The 23,579-nt window shown below is 71.6% G+C and carries 21 protein-coding genes and 1 riboswitch; of the genes, 9 read left to right on the forward strand and 12 right to left on the reverse strand.

Translation table 11 applies throughout. From position 1 onward, the window contains the following. Positions 1-21: 21 nt before the first annotated feature. From cydD to ACFY61_RS20745, 3 genes are read right to left on the reverse strand one after another with little or no spacing between them, the layout of a single operon-like run. Complete coding sequence (gene cydD, locus ACFY61_RS20735; RefSeq protein ID WP_389473897.1) at positions 22-3,717, reverse strand: thiol reductant ABC exporter subunit CydD; 3,696 nt, start codon at positions 3,715-3,717, stop codon at positions 22-24. A 20-nt stretch (positions 3,718-3,737) separates the two neighbouring features. Beyond that, on the reverse strand, positions 3,738-4,739 hold the full coding sequence (gene cydB, locus ACFY61_RS20740) for a cytochrome d ubiquinol oxidase subunit II (protein ID WP_389473899.1): 1,002 nt from the start codon (positions 4,737-4,739) through the stop codon (positions 3,738-3,740). 18 nt (positions 4,740-4,757) lie between these two features. Then, positions 4,758-6,266 carry a cytochrome ubiquinol oxidase subunit I gene (locus ACFY61_RS20745; RefSeq protein WP_389473900.1) on the reverse strand — a complete coding sequence of 503 codons (1,509 nt, stop codon included), beginning with the start codon at positions 6,264-6,266 and terminating at the stop codon, positions 4,758-4,760. A 188-nt stretch (positions 6,267-6,454) separates the two neighbouring features. Between ACFY61_RS20745 and ACFY61_RS20750 the strand changes: the two genes are divergently transcribed. Continuing rightward, complete coding sequence (locus ACFY61_RS20750) at positions 6,455-6,823, forward strand: cyclophilin-like fold protein (protein ID WP_389473902.1); 369 nt, start codon at positions 6,455-6,457, stop codon at positions 6,821-6,823. A 13-nt stretch (positions 6,824-6,836) separates the two neighbouring features. Here the strand turns inward: ACFY61_RS20750 and hisC are convergent, their stop codons facing one another. Then, complete coding sequence (gene hisC, locus ACFY61_RS20755) at positions 6,837-7,919, reverse strand: histidinol-phosphate transaminase (protein WP_389473904.1); 1,083 nt, start codon at positions 7,917-7,919, stop codon at positions 6,837-6,839. A 350-nt stretch (positions 7,920-8,269) separates the two neighbouring features. On the opposite strand from hisC, the gene ACFY61_RS20760 reads away from it, so the two are divergent. The 3 genes from ACFY61_RS20760 to ACFY61_RS20770 all read left to right on the forward strand — a co-directional run bounded on the left by ACFY61_RS20760 (position 8,270) and on the right by ACFY61_RS20770 (position 11,726). After that, positions 8,270-9,385: a LacI family DNA-binding transcriptional regulator gene (locus ACFY61_RS20760; protein WP_389473905.1), complete on the forward strand. Its 1,116-nt coding sequence runs from the start codon at positions 8,270-8,272 to the stop codon at positions 9,383-9,385. Between the two features lie 176 nt (positions 9,386-9,561). Further along, positions 9,562-10,812, forward strand: coding sequence for a metallophosphoesterase (locus tag ACFY61_RS20765; RefSeq protein WP_389473907.1), 1,251 nt, complete (start codon positions 9,562-9,564; stop codon positions 10,810-10,812). 83 nt (positions 10,813-10,895) lie between these two features. Next, the gene (locus tag ACFY61_RS20770) at positions 10,896-11,726 is read left to right on the forward strand and encodes a hypothetical protein (RefSeq protein WP_389473909.1); all 831 of its coding nucleotides are present in this window, start codon (positions 10,896-10,898) and stop codon (positions 11,724-11,726) included. A 24-nt stretch (positions 11,727-11,750) separates the two neighbouring features. Here ACFY61_RS20770 and ACFY61_RS20775 read toward each other — a convergent pair whose 3' ends face one another. The 3 genes from ACFY61_RS20775 to thiC all read right to left on the reverse strand — a co-directional run bounded on the left by ACFY61_RS20775 (position 11,751) and on the right by thiC (position 15,738). Further along, complete coding sequence (locus tag ACFY61_RS20775; protein ID WP_389473911.1) at positions 11,751-12,527, reverse strand: hypothetical protein; 777 nt, start codon at positions 12,525-12,527, stop codon at positions 11,751-11,753. Between the two features lie 223 nt (positions 12,528-12,750). Beyond that, positions 12,751-13,794 (reverse strand): aldo/keto reductase, encoded by a 1,044-nt coding sequence (locus ACFY61_RS20780; RefSeq protein WP_389474039.1) that lies wholly within the window; start codon positions 13,792-13,794, stop codon positions 12,751-12,753. 156 nt (positions 13,795-13,950) lie between these two features. Next, positions 13,951-15,738, reverse strand: coding sequence for a phosphomethylpyrimidine synthase ThiC (gene thiC / locus ACFY61_RS20785; RefSeq protein WP_389473913.1), 1,788 nt, complete (start codon positions 15,736-15,738; stop codon positions 13,951-13,953). After that, positions 15,733-15,867: riboswitch (TPP riboswitch) on the reverse strand. Its footprint overlaps the gene before it by 6 nt. A gap of 39 nt (positions 15,868-15,906) precedes the next feature. On the opposite strand from thiC, the gene ACFY61_RS20790 reads away from it, so the two are divergent. Continuing rightward, complete coding sequence (locus ACFY61_RS20790) at positions 15,907-17,355, forward strand: YibE/F family protein (RefSeq protein ID WP_389473914.1); 1,449 nt, start codon at positions 15,907-15,909, stop codon at positions 17,353-17,355. Between the two features lie 12 nt (positions 17,356-17,367). Here ACFY61_RS20790 and ACFY61_RS20795 read toward each other — a convergent pair whose 3' ends face one another. The 4 genes from ACFY61_RS20795 to ACFY61_RS20810 form a co-directional block, all read right to left on the reverse strand. Continuing rightward, on the reverse strand, positions 17,368-17,817 hold the full coding sequence (locus ACFY61_RS20795; protein ID WP_389473916.1) for an SsgA family sporulation/cell division regulator: 450 nt from the start codon (positions 17,815-17,817) through the stop codon (positions 17,368-17,370). 96 nt (positions 17,818-17,913) lie between these two features. Further along, positions 17,914-18,660: an IclR family transcriptional regulator gene (locus tag ACFY61_RS20800; RefSeq protein ID WP_389473918.1), complete on the reverse strand. Its 747-nt coding sequence runs from the start codon at positions 18,658-18,660 to the stop codon at positions 17,914-17,916. 299 nt (positions 18,661-18,959) lie between these two features. Next, the gene (locus ACFY61_RS20805; protein ID WP_389474041.1) at positions 18,960-19,181 is read right to left on the reverse strand and encodes a DUF5326 family protein; all 222 of its coding nucleotides are present in this window, start codon (positions 19,179-19,181) and stop codon (positions 18,960-18,962) included. Between the two features lie 149 nt (positions 19,182-19,330). Further along, positions 19,331-19,648: a cupin domain-containing protein gene (locus tag ACFY61_RS20810; RefSeq protein ID WP_389473920.1), complete on the reverse strand. Its 318-nt coding sequence runs from the start codon at positions 19,646-19,648 to the stop codon at positions 19,331-19,333. 44 nt (positions 19,649-19,692) lie between these two features. Here ACFY61_RS20810 and ACFY61_RS20815 point away from each other — a divergent pair, with 44 nt between their 5' ends. From ACFY61_RS20815 to ACFY61_RS20830, 4 genes are read left to right on the forward strand one after another with little or no spacing between them, the layout of a single operon-like run. Further along, positions 19,693-20,076, forward strand: a complete 384-nt coding sequence (locus ACFY61_RS20815; RefSeq protein ID WP_389473922.1) for a phage holin family protein — start codon at positions 19,693-19,695, stop codon at positions 20,074-20,076. A gap of 9 nt (positions 20,077-20,085) precedes the next feature. Continuing rightward, the gene (locus tag ACFY61_RS20820) at positions 20,086-20,577 is read left to right on the forward strand and encodes a low molecular weight protein-tyrosine-phosphatase (protein ID WP_389473924.1); all 492 of its coding nucleotides are present in this window, start codon (positions 20,086-20,088) and stop codon (positions 20,575-20,577) included. Beyond that, positions 20,574-21,785, forward strand: a complete 1,212-nt coding sequence (locus ACFY61_RS20825) for a cystathionine gamma-lyase (protein WP_389473926.1) — start codon at positions 20,574-20,576, stop codon at positions 21,783-21,785. The genes ACFY61_RS20820 and ACFY61_RS20825 overlap by 4 nt, the downstream gene beginning before the upstream one ends. Before the next feature lie 17 nt (positions 21,786-21,802). Then, positions 21,803-22,282 carry an NUDIX domain-containing protein gene (locus ACFY61_RS20830; protein WP_389473928.1) on the forward strand — a complete coding sequence of 160 codons (480 nt, stop codon included), beginning with the start codon at positions 21,803-21,805 and terminating at the stop codon, positions 22,280-22,282. A 95-nt stretch (positions 22,283-22,377) separates the two neighbouring features. Here the strand turns inward: ACFY61_RS20830 and ACFY61_RS20835 are convergent, their stop codons facing one another. Beyond that, positions 22,378-23,523 carry a globin domain-containing protein gene (locus tag ACFY61_RS20835; protein WP_389473929.1) on the reverse strand — a complete coding sequence of 382 codons (1,146 nt, stop codon included), beginning with the start codon at positions 23,521-23,523 and terminating at the stop codon, positions 22,378-22,380. Positions 23,524-23,579 lie beyond the last annotated feature (56 nt).

The following is a 23,579-nucleotide window of genomic DNA, read 5'->3' on the forward strand; positions in this document are numbered from 1 at the left end:
CTTGAGACTAATTAGTCCCTTTTATCGAGGAAAGTCGGCCGCCTCCGTCGCCGGCCCCGTCCCCGGGTCCGCGGCCAGGTCCGCGGCCCGCTCGCGCTCCACCAGCTCCCGCAGCGGACCCGGCGCCGCCGCGAGCTCCCGGTACGGGCCGCGCTGGACGACCTCGCCGCCGGCCAGCACCAGCACCTCGTCGACCCGCTCCAGGCCCGCCAGCCGGTGGGTGATCAGCAGCGTGGTCCGGCCCTCCGTGGCGGCCAGCAGATCCGCCGTCAGGGCGTCCGCGGTCTCCGTGTCCAGGTGCTCGGCCGGCTCGTCCAGGACCAGTACGGGGAAGTCCGCGAGCAGCGCCCGCGCCAGAGCCAGCCGCTGCCGCTGGCCGCCGGAGATCCGCTCGCCGTGTTCGCCGACCAGCGTGTCCAGGCCGTCCGGCAGCGCGTCGGCCCAGTCCAGCAAACGGGCCGCGGCCAGCGCCCCGCGCAGCTCCGGCTCGCTCGCACCGGGGCGGGCCAGCCGCAGGTTCTCCCGCACCGAGCTGTCGAACAGGTGCGCGTCCTGGGCGCACAGCCCCACCAGCCGGCGGACCTCGTCGCCGTCCAGGGTCCGCGCGTCCGTCCCGGCGAGGGTGTACGTGCCCTCGACGGGCTCCAGGAAGCGGAGCATCACCTGGGCGAGCGTGGTCTTGCCGGACCCGGACGGGCCGACGACCGCGACCCGCCGGCCCGCCTCCAGGGTGAGGTCGACGCCGCAGACGGCCGGCCGCTCCTGCCCGGGGTGGCGGGCGGTCAGTCCGGTCAGCCGCAGCGGGAACGGGGATTGCGGTGCCGGGGCGGGCCGCTCCGGCTCGGCGACCGGCACGGGCGCGTCGAGCACCTCGTACACGCGCTCGGCGCTGCGCTTGACCCGCTGGCGGTACTGGACCGCCAGCGGCAGCCCGGTGACCGCCTCGAACGCGGCGAGCGGGGTCAGCACGACCACGGCCATGGCCACGCCCGAGAGCCGCCCGCCCTGCACGGCGGCGGCCCCCAGGGCGGCGGCGCACACCACGGTCAGCCCGCACACCACGGTGGCCAGCCCCGAGCCGATCCCCGCGGCCGCCGCCCCGCGCGCGGCGATCTCCCGCAGCGTACGGTCGCTCTCCCGGACGGCGGCCTTGCGCCGGGCCAGCGCACCCGCGACCGTCAGCTCTGCGGTGCCGGACAGCAGCTCCGCCGCCCTGGTGGCGAGTTCGCCCCGGGCGGGGGCCAGCCTCCGCTCGGCCCGCCGGGCCACGGTGGCGGTGACCAGCGGGACCCCGACACCCGCGGCGAGCAGCCCGACCGCCAGGGCCGCTCCGGCGCCGGGCAGCAGCCAGGTGGTGAAGGCCACCGACCCCGTGCCCACGACCAGGGCCGTGCCGACCGGGAGCAGCCAGCGCAGCCAGTAGTCCTGCAGGGCGTCCGCGTCGGCGACGAGCCGGGCCAGCAGGTCCCCGCGGCGCTGCTCGCGCAGCCCGGCCGGGGCGATCCGCTCCAGCCGCCGGTACACGGAGACCCGAAGCTCGGCGAGCATGCGCAGGACGGCGTCGTGGGAGACCAGTCGTTCGGCGTACCGGAACACGGCGCGGCCGATTCCGAAGGCGCGGGTGGCCGTGACGGCCATCATCAGGTAGAGCACCGGGGGCTGTTCGGAGGCCCGGGAGATCAGCCACCCGGAGACGGCCATGAGCCCGACGCCGCACCCGACGGCCAGCGCGCCGAGCAGCAGCCCGAGCCCGAACCGGCCACGGGCCTCGCGGGCGGCCGCCCGTACCCGGGCCAGCGCGTCTGCTCCGGCACCTCCCCCGGCCTCCGCGCCGGAGCCGGCTTCCGCCGGACCCGGGCCGGGCCGTACGTCCCGCTCGCCGTCCCCCGTCCCGGGCCCGGCCGGGAACACCGGCTCGGGATCCGGCGCCGCACCGAGGATCCACTGCCCGGGGTCGCCGGCACCGTCGGCACCCGTGATCGCGGCGGTGCCGGTACCCGAACCCGGTCCCGCACCCACGCCCGCGCCGACCGCCGCCGCCGCATCCGCCGCTGCATCCGCCGCCGGCTCCAGGCGGACCACCCGGTCCGCGACGGCGAGCAGCGCCGGCCGGTGCACCACCAGCAGCACGGTGCGCCCGGCGGCGAGCCGCCGTACCGCGTCGACCACAGCGGCCTCGGTGGCGCCGTCCAGCGCGGCCGTCGGCTCGTCCAGCAGCAGCACCGGCCGGTCCGCGAGGAACGCCCGGGCGAGCGCCAGCCGCTGACGCTGGCCGGCGGAGAGGCCGAGGCCGCCCTCGCCGAGCGCGGTCCGCCGGCCGAGCGGCAGCGCCGCGACGAACTCCCAGGCCCCCGCCGACCTGAGAGCGGCCTCGACCTCTTCGTCGGTGGCCCCGGGGCGGGCCAGCCGGACGTTCTCCTCCACGGTGCCGGCGAACAGGTGCGGCCGCTGCGGCACCCAGGCGATCCGCGACCGCCATTCCTCCAGGGCCCGCGGCGACAGCTCGGCGAGGTCCACCCCGCCGATCCGCACCCGGCCCGCGGTCGGCCGGACGAACCCCAGCAGCACCGACAGCAGGGTGGACTTGCCGACCCCGCTGGGTCCGGTGAGGGCCACGCACTCCCCGGGCCGTACGGTCAGCGAGACGTTGCCGGGGGAGGCCCCCGCCCTGCCCTCGTACCGGACCGAAACGGAGTCGAAGGTCAGCGGGGACGGGCCGGCCGGAAGTCCGGCGGACCCGCCGGCCCGCGGCTCGGGGGTTTCGAGGACCTCGAAGATCTCCTCCGCCGCGGCCAGCCCCTCGGCGGCCGCGTGGTACTGCGCGCCCACCTGGCGCAGCGGCAGGTAGGCCTCCGGCGCCAGGATCAGGATGACCAGGCCGGTGTACAGGTCGAGTTCGCCGTGGACCAGCCGCATGCCGATGGTCACCGCGACCAGCGCCACCGACAGGGTCGCGAGCAGCTCCAGGGCGAACGAGGAGAGGAAGGCGATCCGCAGGGTTCGCAGGGTGGCCCGGCGGTACTCGGCGGTGATCTTCCGGATGGACTCGGCCTGGGCCTTGGCCCGGCCGAACACCTTCAGGGTGGGCAGCCCCGCCACCACGTCCAGGAAGTGCCCGGACAGACGCGACAGCATCCGCCACTGCCGGTCCATCCGCGCCTGGGTGGCCCAGCCGATCAGCACCATGAACACCGGGATCAGCGGCAGGGTGCCCACGATGATGGCCGCCGAGACCCAGTCCTCGGTGACGACCCGGGCCAGCACGGCCACCGGGACCACCACGGCCAGGCCCAGCTGGGGGAGGTAGCGGGAGAAGTAGTCGTCGAGAGCGTCCACGCCCCGGGTGGCCACCGCCACCAGCGAGCCCGTCCGCTGCCCGCTCAGCCAGCCCGGCCCCAGGTCCGCGGCCCGCTCCAGCAACCGGCCGCGCAGCTCCGACTTCACGGCCGCACTGGCGCGGTGGGCGGCCAGTTCGGTCAGCCAGGCCACCAGGCCGCGCCCGAGCGCCACCGCCGCGAGCAGCAGCAGCGGCACCCGGAGCGCCTGGGCGTCGAGGCCCTTCTCGAAGGCCCCGACCACGATTTCGGCGAGGAGCATCGCCTGACCGACGACCAGCCCTGCCCCGGCCAGGCCGAGGGCCACCACCGCGCCGAGGAACAGGCGGGTGGAGCGGGCGTAACGGAGCAGGCGCGGGTCGATCGGTTTCACGTGAAACATGCCTCCTTGGCCGCGAGGCGTCAGTGGGCTTCGGCGATGTGCTGGGTGCCGATCCGCTTCCGGAACACCCAGTACGTCCAGCCCTGGTAGACCAGCACCAGCGGGGTCGCGATCGCCGCGCACCACGTCATGATCTTCAGGGTGTAGGGGCTGGACGAGGCGTTGGTGACCGTGAGGCTCCAGGCGGCGTCCAGCGAGGACGGCATGACGTTCGGGAAGAGCGTCAGGAACAGCATGGCGACGGCGGCCGCGATGGTGACCCCGGACAGGCCGAACGACCAGCCCTCCCGGCCCGCCCGGACGGCCCCGAGCGCGCCCACCAGGGCCGCCACCGCGACGACCAGCGCCACCAGGCTCTTGGCGTCACCCCTGGACACCTGGGTCCAGACCAGGAAGACCAGGGCCAGGACGGCGGTCACCGCACCCAGCCGGACGGCGGTCGTCCGCGAGCGCTCGCGGATCTCGCCCACCGTCTTGAGCGAGGTGAACACCGCGCCGTGGAAGGTGAACAGGGTCAGCGTGACCAGGCCGCCGAGGAGCGCGTAGGGGTTGAGCAGGTCGAAGAGGGTGCCGACGTACTCCTTCTGGGCGTCGATCTTCACGCCGCGCACGATGTTGGCGAAGGCCACGCCCCACAGGAAGGCGGGGATCAGCGAGGTCCAGAAGATGGCCTGCTCCCAGTTGCGCTGCCACTTCTCCTCCGGGCGCTTGGCCCGGTACTCGAAGGCCACGCCGCGGACGATCAGACAGACCAGGATCAGCAGCAGCGGGAGGTAGAAGCCGGAGAAGAGGGTGGCGTACCAGTCGGGGAAGGCGGCGAAGGTGGCACCGCCGGCGCTGAGCAGCCAGACCTCGTTGCCGTCCCAGACCGGCCCGATGGTGTTGATCAGGACGCGCTTCTCGGCCCGGTCACGGGCCAGCAGCTTGGTGAGGACGCCGACTCCGAAGTCGAAGCCCTCCAGGAAGAAGTAGCCGATCCACAGGACCGCGATGATTACGAACCAGACGTCGTGGAGTTGCATGATGTGGTCTCCCCAGCCTCAGTACGAGAAGGCCATCGGGCGGTCGGCGTCCTTGGGGTCGCCGCCGATCCGGGTGGGCGGGTTCAGGTCGGCCTCGGTGAGCTCGGGCGGGCCGGCCTTGACGTACTTGACCAGCAGCTTGACCTCGATCACGGCCAGCACGGCGTACAGCGTGGTGAAGACGATCATCGAGGTGAGCACCTCGGCCTGCGAGACGCCGGGGGAGACCGCGTCCCTGGTGCGCAGGACTCCGTAGACCACCCAGGGCTGGCGGCCCATCTCGGTGAAGATCCAGCCCCAGGAGCTGGCGATCAGGGGGAAGCCCATGGTCCAGAGCGCGAAGGTCCAGTACCACCGGCCGAGGCGGGGGCTGAGGGCCTTGTTCCTGAAGAGGACCAGGTTCGGCACCTCGTCCTCACCGGTCCGCAGACCCGGCGGGAGCATGAACTTCTTGCGGGTCAGCCACAGCCCGAGCATGCCGATGGCCAGCGAGGCCATGCCGAAGCCGATCATCCAGCGGAAGCCCCAGTAGGCCACCGGGATGTTGGGACGGTAGTCGCCGGGGCCGAACTTCTCCTGCTCGGCCTTGTTGACGTCGTTGATGCCGGGGACGAAGGAGTCGAAGTCGCCGTTGGCCAGGAAGGACAGCACGCCCGGTATCTCGATGACCACCTTGTTGTGGCCCTCGTCCACGTCGCCGTACGCGAAGACGGAGAACGGCGCGGGCGCCTCGCCGTCCCAGAGGGCCTCGGCGGCGGCCATCTTCATCGGCTGCTGCTTGAACATCACCTTGCCGAGCAGGTCGCCGCTGATGGCGGTGGACAGGCCGGCGATGATCAGCGTGATCAGACCGAGCCGCAGCGAGGTCCGCATCACGGTGACGTGCTTCCTGCGGGCCAGGTGGAAGGCGGCGATGCCGACCATGAACGCGCCGCCGACCAGGAAGGCGGCCGTGATGGTGTGGAAGAACTGGGTGAGCGCGGTGTCCTGGGTGAGGACCAGCCAGAAGTCGGTGAGCTCGGCGCGGCCGGTGGCTTCGTTGATCCGGTAGCCCACGGGGTGCTGCATCCAGGAGTTCGCCGCCAGGATGAAGTAGGCGGAGAGGACGGTCCCGAGGGAGACCATCCAGATGCAGCCGAGGTGGATCTTCTTCGGCAGCTTGTCCCAGCCGAAGATCCACAGTCCGATGAAGGTGGACTCGAAGAAGAAGGCGATCAACGCCTCGAAAGCCAGCGGGGCGCCGAAGACGTCACCGACGAACCGCGAGTAGTCGGACCAGTTCATGCCGAACTGGAACTCCTGGACGATGCCGGTGACGACACCCATCGCGATGTTGATCAGGAACAGCTTGCCCCAGAACTTGGTGGCCTTGAGGTACTTCTCCTTCTCCGTCCGCACCCAGGCGGTCTGCAGGCCCGCGGTCAGCGCGGCCAGCGAGATCGTCAGGGGGACGAAGAGGAAGTGGTAGACGGTGGTGATGCCGAACTGCCAGCGCGCCAATGTCTCGGGCGCCAAAGCCAGGTCCACGTCGCCTCTCCTTACGTCGTGGTCACAGCGGGCTGTCTGCCTGGCGGGTTCCACCCATATGGGCGGAAGCAGGACACGCTTGTGAACGCGTTCACATTCACAAGCAATTATGACGCATGCCCCCCTCGCTCATTCATCCGGGGGGTACACCCCTAGTCAGGGAATTCAACATAATGTTGAATTTGGGCATGCAGATTCGAATCTCCTGGCCCGCGGGCCAGCTCACCGCGACCCTCGACGAGACACCCACCGCCAAGGCCCTGGCCGAGGCGCTGCCCCTGGCGGCCACCGCCAACACCTGGGGCGAGGAGGTCTACTTCGACACCGGCGTCTCCGTCGCCCTGGAGGACGACGCCCAGCAGGTCGTCGACCCGGGCACGGTCGCCTTCTGGACCGAGGGCGACGCACTGGCCCTCCCCTACGGCCCCACTCCCATCTCACGCGGAGGCGAGAGCCGCCTGGCGAGCCCGTGCAACGTGCTCGGCTCCTTCGACGGCGACCCCCGCCTGCTTGCCACCGTCCGCGACGGCGACCCCATCCGCGTGGAACTGGCCTGACCCAGTCCCGGGGCTACAGCTCCTTGAAGAAGGCCTCCGCCGTGTGCAGGAAGAGGTCGTTCGCCTCGGTCTCACCGATCGTGACCCGAAGGCCCTCGCCCGGGAAGGGCCGGACCACCACACCGGCCTTCTCGCAGGCCGCCGCGAACTCCGCGGTCCGCTCTCCCAGCCGCATCCACACGAAGTTGGCCTGGGTCTCCGGGACCACCGTCCACCCCTGGGCCAGCAGACCCTCGTAGACCCGGTTCCGCTCGCAGACCAGCGAGCCGACCCGGCCGAGCAGCTCGTCCTCCGCGCGCAGCGAGGCCACCGCCGCGTCCTGCGCCAGCTGGCTCACGCCGAACGGCACCGCCGTCTTGCGCAGCGCCGCGGCCACCGGCTCGTGCGCCACCGCGAAGCCCACCCGCAGGCCGGCCAGGCCGTACGCCTTGGAGAAGGTGCGCAGCACCGCCACGTTCGGCCGGTTCCGGTACAGCTCGATGCCGTCCGGCACCTCGGCGTCGCGGATGAACTCCTTGTACGCCTCGTCGAGCACGACCAGGACGTCGGAGGGGACCCGGTCCAGGAACCGCTCCAGCTCCGCCCGGCGCACCACGGTGCCGGTGGGGTTGTTCGGGTTGCACACGAAGATCAGGCGGGTCCGGTCGGTGATCGCGTCCGCCATGGCGTCCAGGTCGTGCACGTCACCCGCGGTCAGCGGGACCTGCACCGACTTCGCACCCGAGATCTGCGTGATGATCGGGTAGGCCTCGAAGGACCGCCAGGCGTAGATCACCTCGTCGCCCGGTCCGGCCGTCGACTGGATCAGCGACTGGGCCACGCCCACCGAGCCGGTGCCGGTGGCGATGTGCTCGACCGGGACCCCGAACCGCTCGGCCAGCTCGTTCACCAGCCCCGTGCAGGCCATGTCCGGGTAGCGGTTGAAGGCGGACGCGGCCGCGACCGCGCTCTCCAGGACACCCGGCAGCGGCGGATACGGGTTCTCGTTGGAGGACAGCTTGTAGGCCACGGGTCCGCCCGCGGCAGCCGGCTTGCCCGGCTTGTAGGTGGGGATGCCGTCCAGCTCGGCGCGCAGCTTCGGGCTCTTCTCGCTCACCGCAGGTCCTCCTCGACCTTCCCGTACAACTCAATACTGCTCACCTTATGAGGATTCCGCCCGACCGGAAATGGTCGGCGCCGGGAATAGGGGGGAGCGCGCACATATATGCACGCGCCGGTGGCCCGCGCCGTGGCGCGCATCCCTCGTGAAGGTGAGTTGAGACCAGTCCGAGATGTTTCCGATTTGGCATGCTCGTACCCGCCGACAGGCAACCACACCCCTCAACCCCACGAACTCCCTCCATTTCCAAGGTCATTGGGGGTGGCGAACCATGCAGAAACGTTCCTGTCAACGCGTGCATATGCATACGGACCACCCACCCCACCGAGCCCTACTATCGGCTCGCCATGACAGCAGCAGGGAAGCATCAGGTGAGCCGGACCGAGACCACCCGGCGGGCCGCCGGCCGACAGGGCCGGGCCGGCATCAGGGACGTGGCCGCCGCGGCGGGCGTCTCGATCACGACCGTCTCCGACGCGCTCAATGGCAAGGGCCGGCTCCCCGACGCCACCCGCCGCCACGTCCGCGAGGTGGCCGACCGGCTGGGCTACCGCCCCTCCGCCGCCGCCCGGACCCTCCGTACCGGCAAGTCCGGTCTGATCGGTCTGACCGTGACGACGTACGGGGATGAACCTTTCACCTTCACCGAGTTCGCCTACTTCGCCGAGATGGCGCGGGCCGCGACCTCCGCCGCGCTCGCCCGCGGCTACGCCCTCGTCATCCTGCCCGCCACCTCACGGCACGACGTCTGGTCCAACGTGGCCCTCGACGGCACCGTGGTCATCGACCCCTCCGACCACGACCCGGTCGTCACCGAGCTGGTCCGCCAGGGCCTGCCGGTCGTCTCCGACGGCCGTCCGGCCGGCTCGCTCCCCGTCACCGCCTGGGTCGACAACGACCACGAGGCCGCCGTACTCAACCTGCTCGACCACCTCGCCGCCGCCGGCGCCCGCCGCATCGGCCTCCTGACCGGCACCAGCACCGACACCTACACCCACCTGTCCACCACCGCCTACCTCAACTGGTGCGCCCGGGTCGGGCAGGATCCCGTCTACGAGTCCTACCCCGCGCACGACCCGTGCGCCGGAGCCGTCGCCGCCGACCGGCTGCTCGCCCGCCCCGACCGGCCGGACGCCGTCTACGGGCTCTTCGACCCCAACGGCACGGACCTGCTCGCCGCCGCCCGCCGGTACGGGCTCCGGGTCCCCGACGACCTGCTGCTCGTCTGCTGCAGCGAGTCCACCGTGTACGCCAACACCGAGCCGCCCATCACCACCCTGTCCCTCAAACCGCGCAGGATCGGCACCGCCGTGGTCCAGCTCCTCATCGACGCCATCGAGGGCGTGGACACCGGCCGCCCGGTGGAACAGGTCGTGCCGACCGAACTGATCGTCAGGACCTCCTCCCAGCGGAGGCAGCCCCGCACCACCGTCAGCCCGCCCCGGTCACCCGCCCGCGACTGAGGCAATTCAGGACAAAGCAGGCGGAAGATCAGGTTCCGCCCAGGATTCACCACCCCTGGTGCGTCACAGAGCGCGAGCCGCATTCCTATGATGGGCGCACGACATCACGGACCCTCCCCCCGGAGGGGCAGGAGGGTCCGCAGGTGTACGGCAGCGCGACGGTGGTGGAGGGGTCGATGACTCAGGGGGCCGGTCAGGGACCCGTGATGCGGACGGACACGCTGCGGGACTTCCAGGTCCCCGCCGTCCCGGCCGTCACCGAGGCACCCGTCTACGGCGAGTACCCCGCGTACTACGACGAACCCGCCCCCGTCCCGGCCGCGCGCCAGGCGCAGGAGCCCGCCCACGACGGCCGGCACGACCCCGCCCCGTACGAGCCGCCGCACGAGCACCGGCACGACCAGCGGCAGGAGCCGGCGTACGAGCCGCCGTACGAGAAGTCGTACGACGGCTACGACACCGACGACGAGGACCCCGAGGGCTACACCCCCACCCAGCGCGACCTCCCCGTCATCGGCCGCGGCGCCGCCGGCGGCCCCGGCGACACCGTCCAGGTCCACTACGTCCCCCAGGACGCCCAGCCCACCGGCCCGGGCTCCGGACCCGGCCCGCTCTACGTCGTCGGCGACGTCCACGGTTACCTCGACCAGCTGGTCACCGAACTCCACGTCCAGGGCCTCATCGACGCCGACGGCCGCTGGTCGGCCGGCAACGCCCGGCTCTGGTTCCTCGGCGACTTCACCGACCGCGGCCCCGACGGCATCGGCGTCATCGACCTCGTCATGCGGCTCTCCGCCGAGGCCGCCGCCGCCGGCGGCTACTGCAAGGCCCTGATGGGCAACCACGAACTGCTGCTCATCGGCGCCAAGCGGTTCGGCGACACCCCGGTCTCCTCCGGCGCCGGCACCGCCACCTTCCAGGCCGCCTGGCTCCTCAACGGCGGCCAGCGCACCGACATGGAGCGCCTGGAGGACGTCCACCTCCAGTGGATGTCCCGGCTGGACGCGGCCGCCCTGGAGGACGGTCACCTCCTCCTGCACTCCGACACCACCGCCTACCTCGACTACGGCGACTCCATCGAGGACGTCAACGACCGGATCCACGAACTCCTCAACCTCAACGACGCCGAGGAGACCTGGGACCTGTTCCGCAAGTTCACCAAGCGGTTCGCCTTCCGTGACCAGGAGACCGGCCCGGACGCGGTCCGCGAACTCCTCGACACCTACGGCGGCGGTCGCGTGGTCCACGGCCACAGCCCCATCCCCTACCTGCTCGGCCAGGTGGGCACCGAGGACGGCGACGACTCCCACGGCCCGGAGGCGGTGGACGGCCCGCACGTGTACGCGGACGGCCTCGCCATCGCCATGGACGGCGGCGTCACCATGGAAGGGAAACTCCTGGTCGTTCAACTTCCGTTGACCGACTAGCGGTTGCCAATTCGCCCAAGCCCCTGTCAGAGGGTGCCGGAGTCGCTCTACCATCGCTTACATCCGTAGCGGGGGAGTGCACAATGACCAGCGCTGGGCACCTGCTGAACGAAGACCGCCCGGAGTTCGATCGGCTCCTCGACGAGGCGCTGCGCACCGCGCACGAACGTCCGGAACTCTCCACCCTCGGCGAACGGCTCAACGCCGAGCAGCTGCGCACCATGGCGCTCAACGCCACCGTGCTGCTGACCACGGCCGCTTCCGCCGAGTACGACCACTACGTGAAGGTGCGCGGGGACCTGCGCGAGGCGGCCGCCGCGGCCGCCTCGGCCGCCTCGTCCTCGACGGACCCCGCCGGCGACGTGCTGGACGACGGCTCCGGGACCGGCGCCGGGCTCAGTGCCGTCGTCGCCGTGCTGGCGCCGGTACTGGCCCTGACGGCCATGGTGATCTTCCTGCTGGTGGGGTACGCCCTCAAGCTCGTGGATCCCGAGCCGGCCTTCGCCGAGACCATCCTCACCACCGGCTGGCTGTTCGGCGCGCTGACCGTGGCCGCCCTGCTGTTCGCGGTGGTCGCGCTGCTGGTCACCGCGGTGCGCAACCGGGCCACCGAGGTCGCTGCCGATGTGGCCGAGGCCGTGCCCGACGAGGTCCAGCGGGCCCGGGAGGCCTGGCGGCACGCCCTGCTGGAGCGCGGCATCATGCCGTTCCTGCGGGACGCGCTGGCCGACCCGACCGCGGGCCACGGCTACCCGGTGCCACGTACGCCGGGGGCCGGGCGCATCCCCGATCTGGGATACACCCGGCCCGATTTCACGAGCCCGGGCCCGCCGTCGCAGGGCCCGCGGCCCGGCTACAGCTCGCCGGACTTCACCAGCCCCGACTTCGGGGGGCCCGAACGCGACCCCGGCTGAGCGGCCGGCGCGTACCGCTCCCCACTACCCCTGGGTGGAAACCGTCCGGTCCGGGTTCGCCGGGGCGGCGGGAGCCGCCGGGGCCTGCCCGGCGGCGATGTCGTCGGGGGTGGGCAGCGGCCCGTTGTCACCGGGCTGGGGCTGCGGCTCGGCCTCCTCCCAGACTCCGGTGCAGGCGAGGGTCTCATCCTGCGGGGGATCGTTGACCCGTCGGCAGCTGGTCTCCCAGAGCACGCCCTCCTCGGTGACCACCTCGATCACCAGCCGGTTGGCCTGGTGGGCGATGGACACCGCGCAGGCGTCCGCCGGGTACCTGCCCGCGGGGTTCGTGGTCAGGTCGGTCCAGTCCCAGTCCCCCTCCGTGTCGCCCTGCACCTCGCGGACACCGACGTAGGTGTTGCCGTCGCCGGGGATGATCGCCTTGAACTCGCGGTCCTGGTTGTCCCGTACGGCGTCGACGTCCACGCACGTGGCCGCTCCGGGGGGTCCGGGAGGTCCGGGAGGCCCGGGCGGCCCGACCACGCACTTCACCTTGTCCTTGCCGCCCCGGTCGGCCGGCTTCGCGGTCTTCTTCTTGCCGGCGTTCGGCCTGGACGGCGTGATGCAGCCGTCGTTGCCGCCGCCTGCCGGGGCGGCCTCGGACGCGACCGCCGGCGCCGGAAGCGCGGCCGCGGTCGCGGTCTGGGTGGCGAGCCCCGAGAACGCCAGCGCGAACACGGCGAGCGCGCCACCCGTCAGCCGGCCCATCCGCCGGGGCAGCGGGCCGAGCGTGGCTCTGTCGGTCTTCATCGCGGCACTCATGCGCCACTCCTCGAAATGATCGGACAACCGGACAACCGGACCTCCCGATAGGACGATGCTCACGAAATGAGCAGGCACTTCCGGTGGTCATCCTGGGGACCGGTGCCCCCAGCGGCTCGCAGCCCCGCCCGGCCTTCAGCGGATCGGCGCAATCCCGGACACCCGATCGGCCGCCTCCCGCGCGCCGTCCGCGCCGCCCGCGCCGCCCGCGCCGCCCGGCGGGCTACCGGTCCGCGAGCGGCCGGCGGCGCTGCGCCAGGTCGGTCAGGGCGAGCGGCCGCCAGACCCCGTCCGGGTGGTAGAGGTCGGTGCCCGGCGGCACGATCTCGTCGATCCGGTCGAGGGTCTCGTCGTCCAGCACCAGCGAGACGCCCTTCACCAGGTCCCGCAGCTGCTCCATGGTGCGCGGCCCGATGATCACCGAGGTGACGGCGGGGTGCGCCAGCGGGAAGGCGACGGCCAGCTCGGGGAGCGTACGGCCGATCCCGTCGGCCACCTCGATCAGCCGCCCGGCGGCCTCCAGCTTGGCGAGATTGCCGGGCACCGCCGGGTCGAACCGCGCCGGGGTCAGGGCGGCGCGGCCGCGGGTCATGTCGACGTCCCGGCCCGGCCGGATCCTCCCGCTCAGGAAGCCGGAGGCGAGCGGGCTCCAGGTCAGGACGCCCATCCCGTACCGGCGGGCGACCGGCAACACGTCGCGCTCCACGCCGCGCGCGAGGAGCGAGTACGGCGGCTGCTCGGTGCGCATGCGCGGCAGCCCGCGCCGCTCCGCGACGTGGTGGGCCTCCGCGATCTCCTCGGCGGGGAAGGTGGAGCAGCCGAAGGCGCGGATCTTGCCCTCCCGGACCAGGTCGCCCAGGACGGCGAGGGTCTCCTCCACGTCGGTGTACGGGTCGGGCCGGTGGACCTGGTAGAGGTCGATCCAGTCGGTGCCGAGCCGGGTCAGGCTCGCCTCCACGGCCTGCACGAGCCAGCGGCGGGAGTTGCCGCTGCGGTTGCGGCCCTCGCCCATCCGGAAGTGCCCTTTGGTGGCGAGCACGACCTCGTCGCGGCGGCGGCCCCGGAGCGCCTTGCCGACGATCGTCTCGGACTCGCCGGCGGAGTACATGTCCGCGGTGTCCACGAAGTTGATGCCCTCGTCGAGCGCCGCGTGCACGATCCGCACGCAGTCGTCGTGGTCGGGGTTGCCGACGGCCCCGAACATCATCGTGCCGAGCGCCTGCACGCTCACTTCGATCCCGGTCCCACCCAGATGGCGGTAGCGCATGGTCATGTCGGCGGAGCTTAGGAGTTGGAGCGCGCTCCAGGTCAACACCCTTGCCTGCGCCCGCGGCCGGGAACACCGGGGCGGCCCGCGACTCCCCCCATGAGGTCGCGGGCCGCCCCGCCACGGCGTGCCGGGCCCGGGGCCCGGCCGGCATGGTCAGTCGGCGAGCGGGAGGTACACCCGGTTGCCGGCGGCGGCGAACTCGGCCGACTTCTCGGCCATGCCCGCCTGGATCTCGTCCGCCTTCAGGTCGCCGCCGTGCTCCCGGCGGATGTCCTGGGAGATCTTCATCGAGCAGAACTTGGGACCGCACATGGAGCAGAAGTGCGCGGTCTTGGCGGGCTCGGCCGGGAGGGTCTCGTCGTGGAACTCGCGGGCCGTGTCCGGGTCGAGGGCCAGGTTGAACTGGTCCTCCCAGCGGAACTCGAAGCGGGCGTCGGAGAGGGCGTCGTCCCACTCCTGGGCGCCCGGGTGGCCCTTGGCGAGGTCGGCCGCGTGCGCCGCGATCTTGTAGGTGATCACGCCGGTCTTCACGTCGTCCCGGTTGGGAAGGCCCAGGTGCTCCTTGGGCGTGACGTAGCAGAGCATGGCCGTGCCCCACCAGGCGATCATGGCGGCGCCGATGCCCGAGGTGATGTGGTCGTACGCCGGGGCGACGTCCGTGGTCAGCGGGCCGAGCGTGTAGAACGGGGCCTCCTCGCAGATCTCCTGCTGGAGGTCGATGTTCTCCTTGATCTTGTGCATCGGGACGTGGCCGGGGCCCTCGATCATGGTCTGGACGTTGTGGCGCTTGGCGATGGTGTTCAGCTCGCCGAGCGTCTTCAGCTCGGCGAACTGCGCCGCGTCGTTGGCGTCCGCGATGGAGCCGGGGCGCAGGCCGTCACCGAGCGAGTACGTCACGTCGTACGTCGCGAGGATCTCGCAGAGCTCCTCGAAGTTGGTGTAGAGGAAGTTCTCCTTGTGGTGCGCCAGGCACCACGCGGCCATGATCGATCCGCCGCGGGAGACGATGCCCGTCTTGCGGCGGGCGGTCAGCGGCACGTACGGCAGCAGCACGCCGGCGTGGACGGTCATGTAGTCCACGCCCTGCTCGGCCTGCTCGATGACCGTGTCCTTGTAGATCTCCCAGGTCAGCTCCTCGGCCTTGCCGTCGACCTTCTCCAGGGCCTGGTAGAGGGGGACGGTGCCGATCGGGACGGGGGAGTTGCGCAGCACCCACTCGCGGGTGGTGTGGATGTTGCGGCCGGTGGAGAGGTCCATGACCGTGTCGGCGCCCCAGCGGGTGGCCCAGGTCATCTTCTCCACCTCCTCCTCGATGGAGGAGGTGACGGCGGAGTTGCCGATGTTGGCGTTGACCTTCACCAGGAACTTCTTGCCGATGATCATCGGCTCGATCTCCGGGTGGTTGACGTTCGCCGGGAGGACGGCGCGACCGGCCGCGATCTCCTCGCGGACCACCTCGGGGGAGACGTTCTCGCGGATCGCGACGTACTCCATCTCCGGGGTGATCTCACCGCGGCGGGCGTACGCGAGCTGGGTCACGGCCTGGCCGTCCCGGCCGCGGCGCGGCAGGCGGGGTCGGCCGGGGAAGACCGCGTCGAGGTTCTTGAGGCCACCGCGCGGCGAGGTGTGCTTGATGCCGTCGTCCTCGGGGCGGACGGGCCGGCCGGCGTACTCCTCGGTGTCCCCGCGGCCGATGATCCAGTTCTCGCGCAGCGGGAGGAGGCCGCGCCGCACGTCGGTGTCGACGTTGGGGTCGGTGTACGGGCCGGAGGTATCGTAGAGCGTGACGTCCTGGCCGTTGGTGAGGTGTACCTGGCGGACCGGCACGCGGATGTCGGGGCGCGAACCCTCGACGTACCCCTTGTGCCAGCCCGGCTTGCGCTCTCCCTGCCCGTCCTCGTTCTGGCTGACGGCAGGCGTGCGTGCGTCCTGAATGGTCATGTGACCTGATCTCCCTACGCCGGCATTACCCGGTAACAGGTTCGGCGGTCGACGCAGCCTCCTCCCGTACGCGCGTACGGTGATCAGCGCCCTCTCAGCCCGGTGCTCCGAGCTCCCGCGTTGTGCAAAGGTGCCCCCACGCTAGCGTCATCCATGGCGTGCTGAACAGTGGGCCCCCTCATCTCTTGCGATGATCGGGCTGTGACGTCCTCACCGCAGCCCCCCGCCGAGCCCCCGTACGCCTCCGGTCAGCAGCACGGAAACGCGCCCGGCCACGGACACGCGTCCGGCCGCGGGCCGGGGCACGGACATGGTCACGGGCACGGGCACGGGCACAGTCACGGCCCCGCCGCCCCGGTGTCCAAGCACCTGCGCAAGGTCATCGCGGCCGTGCTGATCCCCTTCGCCACCGCCGTCCTGGTGGGGCTGGTGGTGCTCTGGCCGGGCGGCGCGCCCGCGCACGAGCGGACCGGCGTGGGCTTCGACCGCCAGACCCAGCAGGCGAAGGTGGTCGCTTTGCAGGAGGTCGACTGCAAATCGGTGAACGCCGCCCAGGTCCCGCCCACCGGGGACACGTCCACCCCTTCGGGCCGCGAGGCCCAGGCCGCGCAGAACGGCTCCTGCAAGAAGGCGACCGTCGAGGTGGGCACCGGCCCGGACCGCGGGCGGACCTTCGTCGAGGTCGTCCAGCCGGGCGCGCCGCGGCAGTTGGAGAACGGGCAGGAGGTGGTGGTCGCGTACGCGCCGGACGCGCCGCGGGACCTGCAGTACTCGGTCATCGACGTGAACCGGAAGTTCCCGCTCGCGCTGCTCGCCGGCGTGTTCGCCCTGGTGGTGATCGTGGTGGGCCGGATGCGCGGCCTGTTCGCGCTGATCGCGCTGGTGCTGAGCTTCGGAGTGCTGACCCTCTTCATCCTGCCGGCCATCCTGCAGGGCTCGAACCCGCTGGTGGTGGCGGTGGTCGGGGCGAGCGCCATCATGCTGATGGGGCTGTACATGTGCCACGGCCTGAACGCGCGGACCTCGGTGGCCGTCCTCGGCACCCTGGTCTCGCTGCTGCTGATCGGCCTGTTGGGCACGGTGTTCATCGACTGGGCGTTCCTGACCGGCAACACCGACGACAACACCGGGCTGATCCACGGGCTCTACCCCGGCATCGACATGAGCGGCCTGCTGCTGGCCGGTGTGATCATCGGATCCCTCGGGGTTCTGGACGACGTGACGGTCACCCAGACCTCCGCGGTGTGGGAACTCCACCAGGCGGACCCGACGATGGGGCCGCGCGCCGTGTACCGGGCGGCCATCCGCATCGGTCGCGACCACATCGCCTCGGTGGTCAACACCCTCGTGCTGGCCTACGCCGGCGCCGCCCTGCCGCTGCTCCTGCTGTTCTCGATCGCCAACAGCAGCATGGGCGCCGTGGCCAACAGCGAGCTGGTGGCGGTGGAGATCGTACGGACCCTCATCGGCTCGATCGGTCTGGTCGCCTCGGTGCCGGTGACCACCGCCCTGGCCGCCCTGGTGGTCTCGGCCGACCGCCCGGGATCCCCGGCCGCCGCGCCGGCCGGGTCGGGCCCGGTCCGCGGCGGGCGGGGGCGCCGTCGCAAGGCGCGCTGAGCCGGCAAGCGGTCAGCCGGCGTTCTGCTCGTTCTGCCGGGCCTCGGCGAGGATCCGGTCCAGGGCGTTGTCGAGGTTGTCCTCGAAGTTCCCGAGGCTTCGCTCCTGCCCGAGCGGCACCAGCCGGTCGGTCCGGTCGAGGAACGCCACCAGGGGCGCGGCGCCGGCCCGGAACAGGGCCCGGTCGCTGCCGACCTGGAGCCTGATGTGGACGTCGGACAGTTCCTCCGGGTCGGTGGGGGCGATGTGCACATCGCCGTCACCGCACGGCTTGTTGATGCCGTCGAGGAGGAGCTCGCGGCCGAACGCCCAGGTGACGGGAGCGTCGCCGGGAAGGTGGAAGGTCAGGCGTACCGCGTAGGGATCACGTGCCTCGTACCGGAGCTCCACCGGGATCCGGAACGCGAGCTCCTCGGAAACGAGGAAGCTCATCATGACCTCTGCCTGTACCGACTCGCGCATTTCCTACCCCGCAGTGTTGGAAGTGGCCAGGAATGGTCCCCCAAGCCCTCTTGACAAGAGTGGTGGACCCGCTAGCAGATCACAAGGAGTGAGTTTTCAGATACTGATAGAGAACGAGAGCGTGCTCAACAGCGCGCCTACTTCACTCCGTAGTCGGTCGACTGCATAGGGCAACCGGCCTTTCTGGTGCAGGGGTAGAGAAATCGCCATGGTTGCGACGGTGTCGCCGGCCGTGATCGGGATGGCCGCGCATACCGTGCCCAGGACGTACTCCTGACTCTCCGTGACGGGCTGCGTCCGGCGCATGGCGGAAAACCGCTGCTCCATCGCCCTCATGTCCCGCACGGTGTAAGGAGTGACGGACTCGACCGGGTGGCGGTCGAAGTGGTCCTGACGGGCCTCCTCGTCGAGCTGCCCGAGCAGGCACTGGCCAATGGCGTGCGCGTGGCCGGTCCGGCGGAAGTCGGCCCACTCCTCGCAGGCCGGCATGGCGGGGGTGTCGGAGACGCCGACGACCTCGATCTCCCCCTCGCGGTAGACCGCGAAGTACACGGGTGCCCCCACCACTTCACGGAAGTGCGCGAGGGAGTCCAGGATCATGCTGCGACGTTTCTGCTGCAATCCGCCGCCCGCCAGCCTCCCGGCGGCGTCGCCGAGGACGAACACTCCGTCCTCCCGGCGCAGGTAGCCCTCGTGGGTGAGCGTGCGCAGCAGGTGGTACGCGGTGGGGAGCGGGAGCCCGGCCTCACGGGCGAGTTGCTTGGCCGGGGCTCCCTCATGATGCGAACCCACGGCTTCGAGCAGTCTCAGCGCCCGCTGCACCGAACCGATCAGTGTCGGCACAGCGGCATTGTGAACCGAAGACACAGCACACCCCCAGGCGTGGCGGCGGGCCGGTGCGGGCCCGTCCTGCGGGGGCCGCCCCCGCCCGTGGCGGGCGTCCTGGGGGTCTGCTCGAACAGCTGGTTCACGTATCCGCAGGTCAGAGCGGAGTCACAGGCCCCGGCGCCCAGGGGGCGGCACAGATCGCGACTCTATCCGCGGATACCGGGGCCGGGACGGGTCCGGCAGAGTGCGTTCCCCCAGGTGGGTTAACGCCCGAGGGGCCCCACCGTGTCCCCCGGCAGTCCGCTACCGGTCCGCTACCAATCCGCGCGTGACTTCCCGGCGCTGCCGGACCCGGAGAACTTCCGGACCAGGAAGACCAGTCCGCCGACCAGGGCCAGGAACACCACCAGCTTGAAGGCGAAGCCGATCAACGCCGTCAGAACGCTGGTGATCACCCCGCCGAAGACGAGCAGGAACAGCAGCGGAACGGCGACCCACTTCACCCACCAGGGCATGCCCGCGAACGTCTTTCGGATGCCGTCCATCGCCTCGACCTCTTCCTCTTCGCCGGGTCCTTCCCCCGGTTCCTGACATCGATGCTAGGAGCCGGGATCCCGGACTCGGGGCCTCCCGGCCCCCCAACTCCCCTGATCCGCCCCCTAGGGGAGGGGCGGCCTCCGGGCCGTCAGGCCTCCGGCGGGGAGAACACCACCAGCACCTTCAGGTCCTCGCTGATGTGGTGGAACTTGTGCGGAACGCCCGCCGGGACGTACACCACGCTGCCCCGGGCCACCGTCGTCGTCTCCTCCCCCACGGTGATCGCTGCCCGCCCGCTGACCACGAAGTACACCTCGTCCTGGCGGTGCGGCGACTGCGGGTCGGTCTGGCCCGCGTCCAGCGCGTACAGCCCCACCGACATGTTCCGCTCGCGCAGGAACTGCAGATACGCGCCCTCGTTCGCGATCCGCTCCGCCTCAAGGTCTTCCAGTCGGAACGCCTTCATCTCTCCTCGTGACCCTTCATCTCTCGTCTGCAACGATCGGACCCATGACGCACTTCGTAGTCAAAACGCTCGCCAACGCCGCCGCCCTGGCCGTGGCCATCGCCGTGCTCCAGGGCATCTCGCTGGACGGCCGCGACGACTCGACGGCCGGCCAGGCCCTCGCCCTGATCCTCGTGGCGCTGGTCTTCGGGCTGGTCAACCTCATCGTCAAGCCGGTGGTGAAGCTGCTCTCGCTGCCGCTGTTCATCCTCACCCTCGGCCTGTTCACCCTCGTGGTGAACGCCCTGATGCTGCTGCTCACCTCGTGGCTTTCCGAGAAGATCGGCCTCTCCTTCCACGTCGACGGGTTCTGGACCGCGGTACTCGGCGGTCTGATCATCGCTGTCGTCTCCTGGGCCGTGAACCTCGCCCTCCCCGACAAGAACTGAGCCGAGTCCATGTACCGCGTCTGCTTCGTCTGCACCGGCAACATATGCCGCTCCCCCATGGCCGAGTCCGTCTTCCGGGCCCGGATCTCAGAGGCCGGCCTCGACGGCCTGGTGGCGGTCGACAGCGCCGGCACCGGTGGCTGGCACGAAGGGGACGGCGCCGACCCCCGTACCCTGGCCGTCCTCGACGCGAACGGCTACGAGCACGACCACCGCGCCCGGCGGTTCCTGCCGTCCTGGTTCGCCCGGCTGGACCTGGTGGTCGCGCTCGACGCGGAGCACCTGCGGGACCTGCGCAGGCTCGCCCCCGGCCCCGGGGACGCCGCCAAGGTGCGGCTGCTGCGCTCCTACGACCCGGCCGCCACGGCGGGGGACACGGACGTACCCGATCCCTACTACGGCGGCCGGGAGGGGTTCGAGGAGTGCCTGGAACTGATCGAGGCGGCGACGACGGGTCTGCTGGACGAGGTACGCGCGGCACTGAAGGAGCGGCAGGCATGAACCACGACGACCACGGACACCGGCACGAGCACGCGAGCGGCCCCGGATCCGGGGCGGGGCGCGGGCTCGGCGACGGCACGCGCGCGGTGCGCGCCGGACTCCCCGAGCCGGCCAAGAACGAGCCCGCGCTCCCCGGACCGGTGTTCGCGTCCCACTTCCACCTCCCCGGTGACGTCGAGGGCCCCTACACCTACGCCCGCGACACCAACCCGACCTGGACCCTGCTGGAGCGTGCCATCGGCGAGCTGGAGGCACCCGGCGACGCGTCCGCCGAGACGGTGGTCTTCGGCTCCGGCATGGCCGCCGTCTCCGCCGTCCTGTTCTCGCAGGTACGGGCCGGGGAGACCGTCGTCCTGCCTTCCGACGGCTACCAGGCGCTGCCGCTGGTCCGCGACCAGCTCCAGGCGTTCGGGGTGCGGGTCCGCACCGCCCCGACCGCCGGGGACGCGCAGCTGAACGCGCTGGACGGGGCCCGGCTGCTCTGGATCGAGAGCCCCTCCAATCCCGGCCTGGACGTGTGCGACATCCGGCGGCTCGCGGAGGCCGCCCATTCCGGCGGCGCCCTCGTGGCCGTGGACAACACCCTGGCCACCCCGCTCGGCCAGCGGCCCCTGGAGCTCGGCGCTGACTTCTCCGTGGCGAGCGGCACCAAGGGGCTCAGTGGCCACGCGGACCTGCTCCTGGGCTACGTCACCTGCCGTGATCCGGAGCTCGCCGCTCGCGTCCGGCAGTGGCGGAAGATCATCGGGGCCATCCCGGGGCCCATGGAGTCCTGGCTCGCCCACCGTTCCCTGGCCACCCTCCAGCTGCGCGGCCGGCGGCAGTGGGAGAACGCCCTCGCCGTGGCCGAGGCGCTCGCCGGGCGTGCCGAGGTGACCGGCCTGCGCTACCCGGGGCTGTCCTCGGACCCCTCGCACGGGACGGCTGCCCGGCAGATGCGCGGTTTCGGCTCGGTGGTCTCCTTCACCCTGCCCGACCGCGCGCACGCCGAGCGTTTCCTGGCCTCCCTGACGCTGGTCGAGGACGCCACGAGTTTCGGCGGGGTGCGTTCCACCGCCGAGCGGCGCGGCCGCTGGGGCGGGGACCCGGTGCCGGAGGGCTTCATCCGGTTCTCCGCCGGTGTGGAGGACACCGCGGACCTGGTGGCCGACGTACTGCGGGCGCTGGACGGGGCGGCCGGAGCTCCTGGCGTTTCGGAAGCGGAATAGCGGGCCACTCTTTCCCCATGACCGAACGTCCCGTGGTCAAACGCACCGCCCGCGCGATCCTGCTCGACGGTGATGACCTGATCCTGATCAAACGCACCAAGCCGGGCATGGCCCCGTACTGGCTCACTCCCGGCGGGGGAGTGGAGCCGACGGACCCCACCGTGGTCGACGCCCTGCACCGCGAGGTCCACGAGGAACTCGGCGCAAAGATCACCGATGTGGTGCCGTGCTTCGTGGACACCGTCGAGCACATCGCCGGCGGCGGTGCGACGGGGTGCAAGGTGCAGCACTTCTTCGTCTGCCGGCTCGAATCGATGGACCCGAGCCAGCGGCACGGCCCGGAGGTCGAGCAGCCGGAGGGTGAGTACGAGATCGTCCGGGTGCCGTTCAGCCGGGTGGGCATCGCCGCGGTCAATCTGGTGCCGCTGGCCCTGCGGCACTACCTCGACGGGAACATCGAGGGCGTCCGCGCGATGCACGCCCCCGACCTGGGCTGAGGCCGTCCGGTCCGGATCCGGCTCCGCGCCTGGGTCGGGGCCGGGGCCGGTGCGACGGCCGGCGACCGGTGACCGGTGACCGGCGATCGCGGCCCTCAGCCGCCCACGCCCGCGCCGGCTCCGGCTCCGGCAGCCGCCAGTTCGTCCAGCGCGTCGTGCCGGATCCGCTCCCGGGGGATCCCGATCCGCTTCAGCGCGTCCACCCCGCTGCGGATCAGCCCCGGCGGCCCGGATATGAACGCGTCGTAGGAGTTCCACGGGCCGTACTCGCCGATGGCCTGCGGCAGCTGGCCGGCCAGCCCGTCACCGACCACCGGTCGCACCGACAGCCAGGGGTGCGAGCGCTGGAGCCCCAGCAGCGTGTCCTTGTCGTAGAGCCCGCTGTCGCTGCGCGCACCGAAGAACACCTCCACCGGGCGCCGTGCGCCGTGCTCGGCCACGTCCTCGATCAGCGCCTTGATCGGAGCGATGCCGGTGCCACCGCCCAGGCACAGCATGCCGTTGTCGGTGGTGTGGTCCACCACCATCGACCCGGCCGGCGGGCCGAGGCGCAGGACGTCCCCGGGGCGGGCGTTGCGCACCAGCGCGTTGGAGACCCAGCCCGCCGGGACGGCCTTGATGTGGAAGGAGAGGAGCCCGTCGGCCCGCGGCGCCGAGGCGAAGGAGTAGTGCCGCCACACCCGGGGCCACCACCGGGTCTCCACACCCGCGTACTGGCCGGCGAGGAACGGGTACGGCTTGTCCGGACGCACCGTCACCACCGCGATGTCGGGGGTCCTCAGCTCGTGGGAGACCACCTCGGCGTCCCACCAGGCCGGGCTCGTCCGCTCGTCCTCCGCGGCCGCGTCGATCATGATCTGGGACATCGCCGTGTAGGCCCGGACCCACGCCGCTTCCGCGGCCGGGCCCCAGGTCCGTTCCGCGTACCGGGCCAGCGCCCCGATCAGCGCTTCGCCGACCACCGGGTAGTGGCCGGACCGGGTCCCGTACTTGCGGTGGCCGGTGCCCAGCCGGCGCAGGTAGGGGGTGAGCACGGCCGGGTCGTCGATGTGCTCGGCGGCCGTCAGCAGGGCCTTCAGCAGCCGGTCGCGCTGGGCGTCCATCGCCGCGGGGAACATCTCGCGCACTTCCGGGTGGCCGGTGAAGACCAGTGCGTAGAAGTAGGAGGTCACCTTGTCGGCGACGGGTGCGATCTCGTCGAGGGTCCGGCGGATCAGCACGGCATCGGGGGAGGGCTCCATGGCTTCGCAGCATGCCAGCCGCACCGGAAGTACGCGGGCGATTGAGCGAAATCAGC

It is taken from the genome of Streptomyces sp. NPDC012888 (assembly GCF_042900645.1).
Taxonomy (GTDB): Bacteria; Actinomycetota; Actinomycetes; order Streptomycetales; family Streptomycetaceae; genus Streptomyces.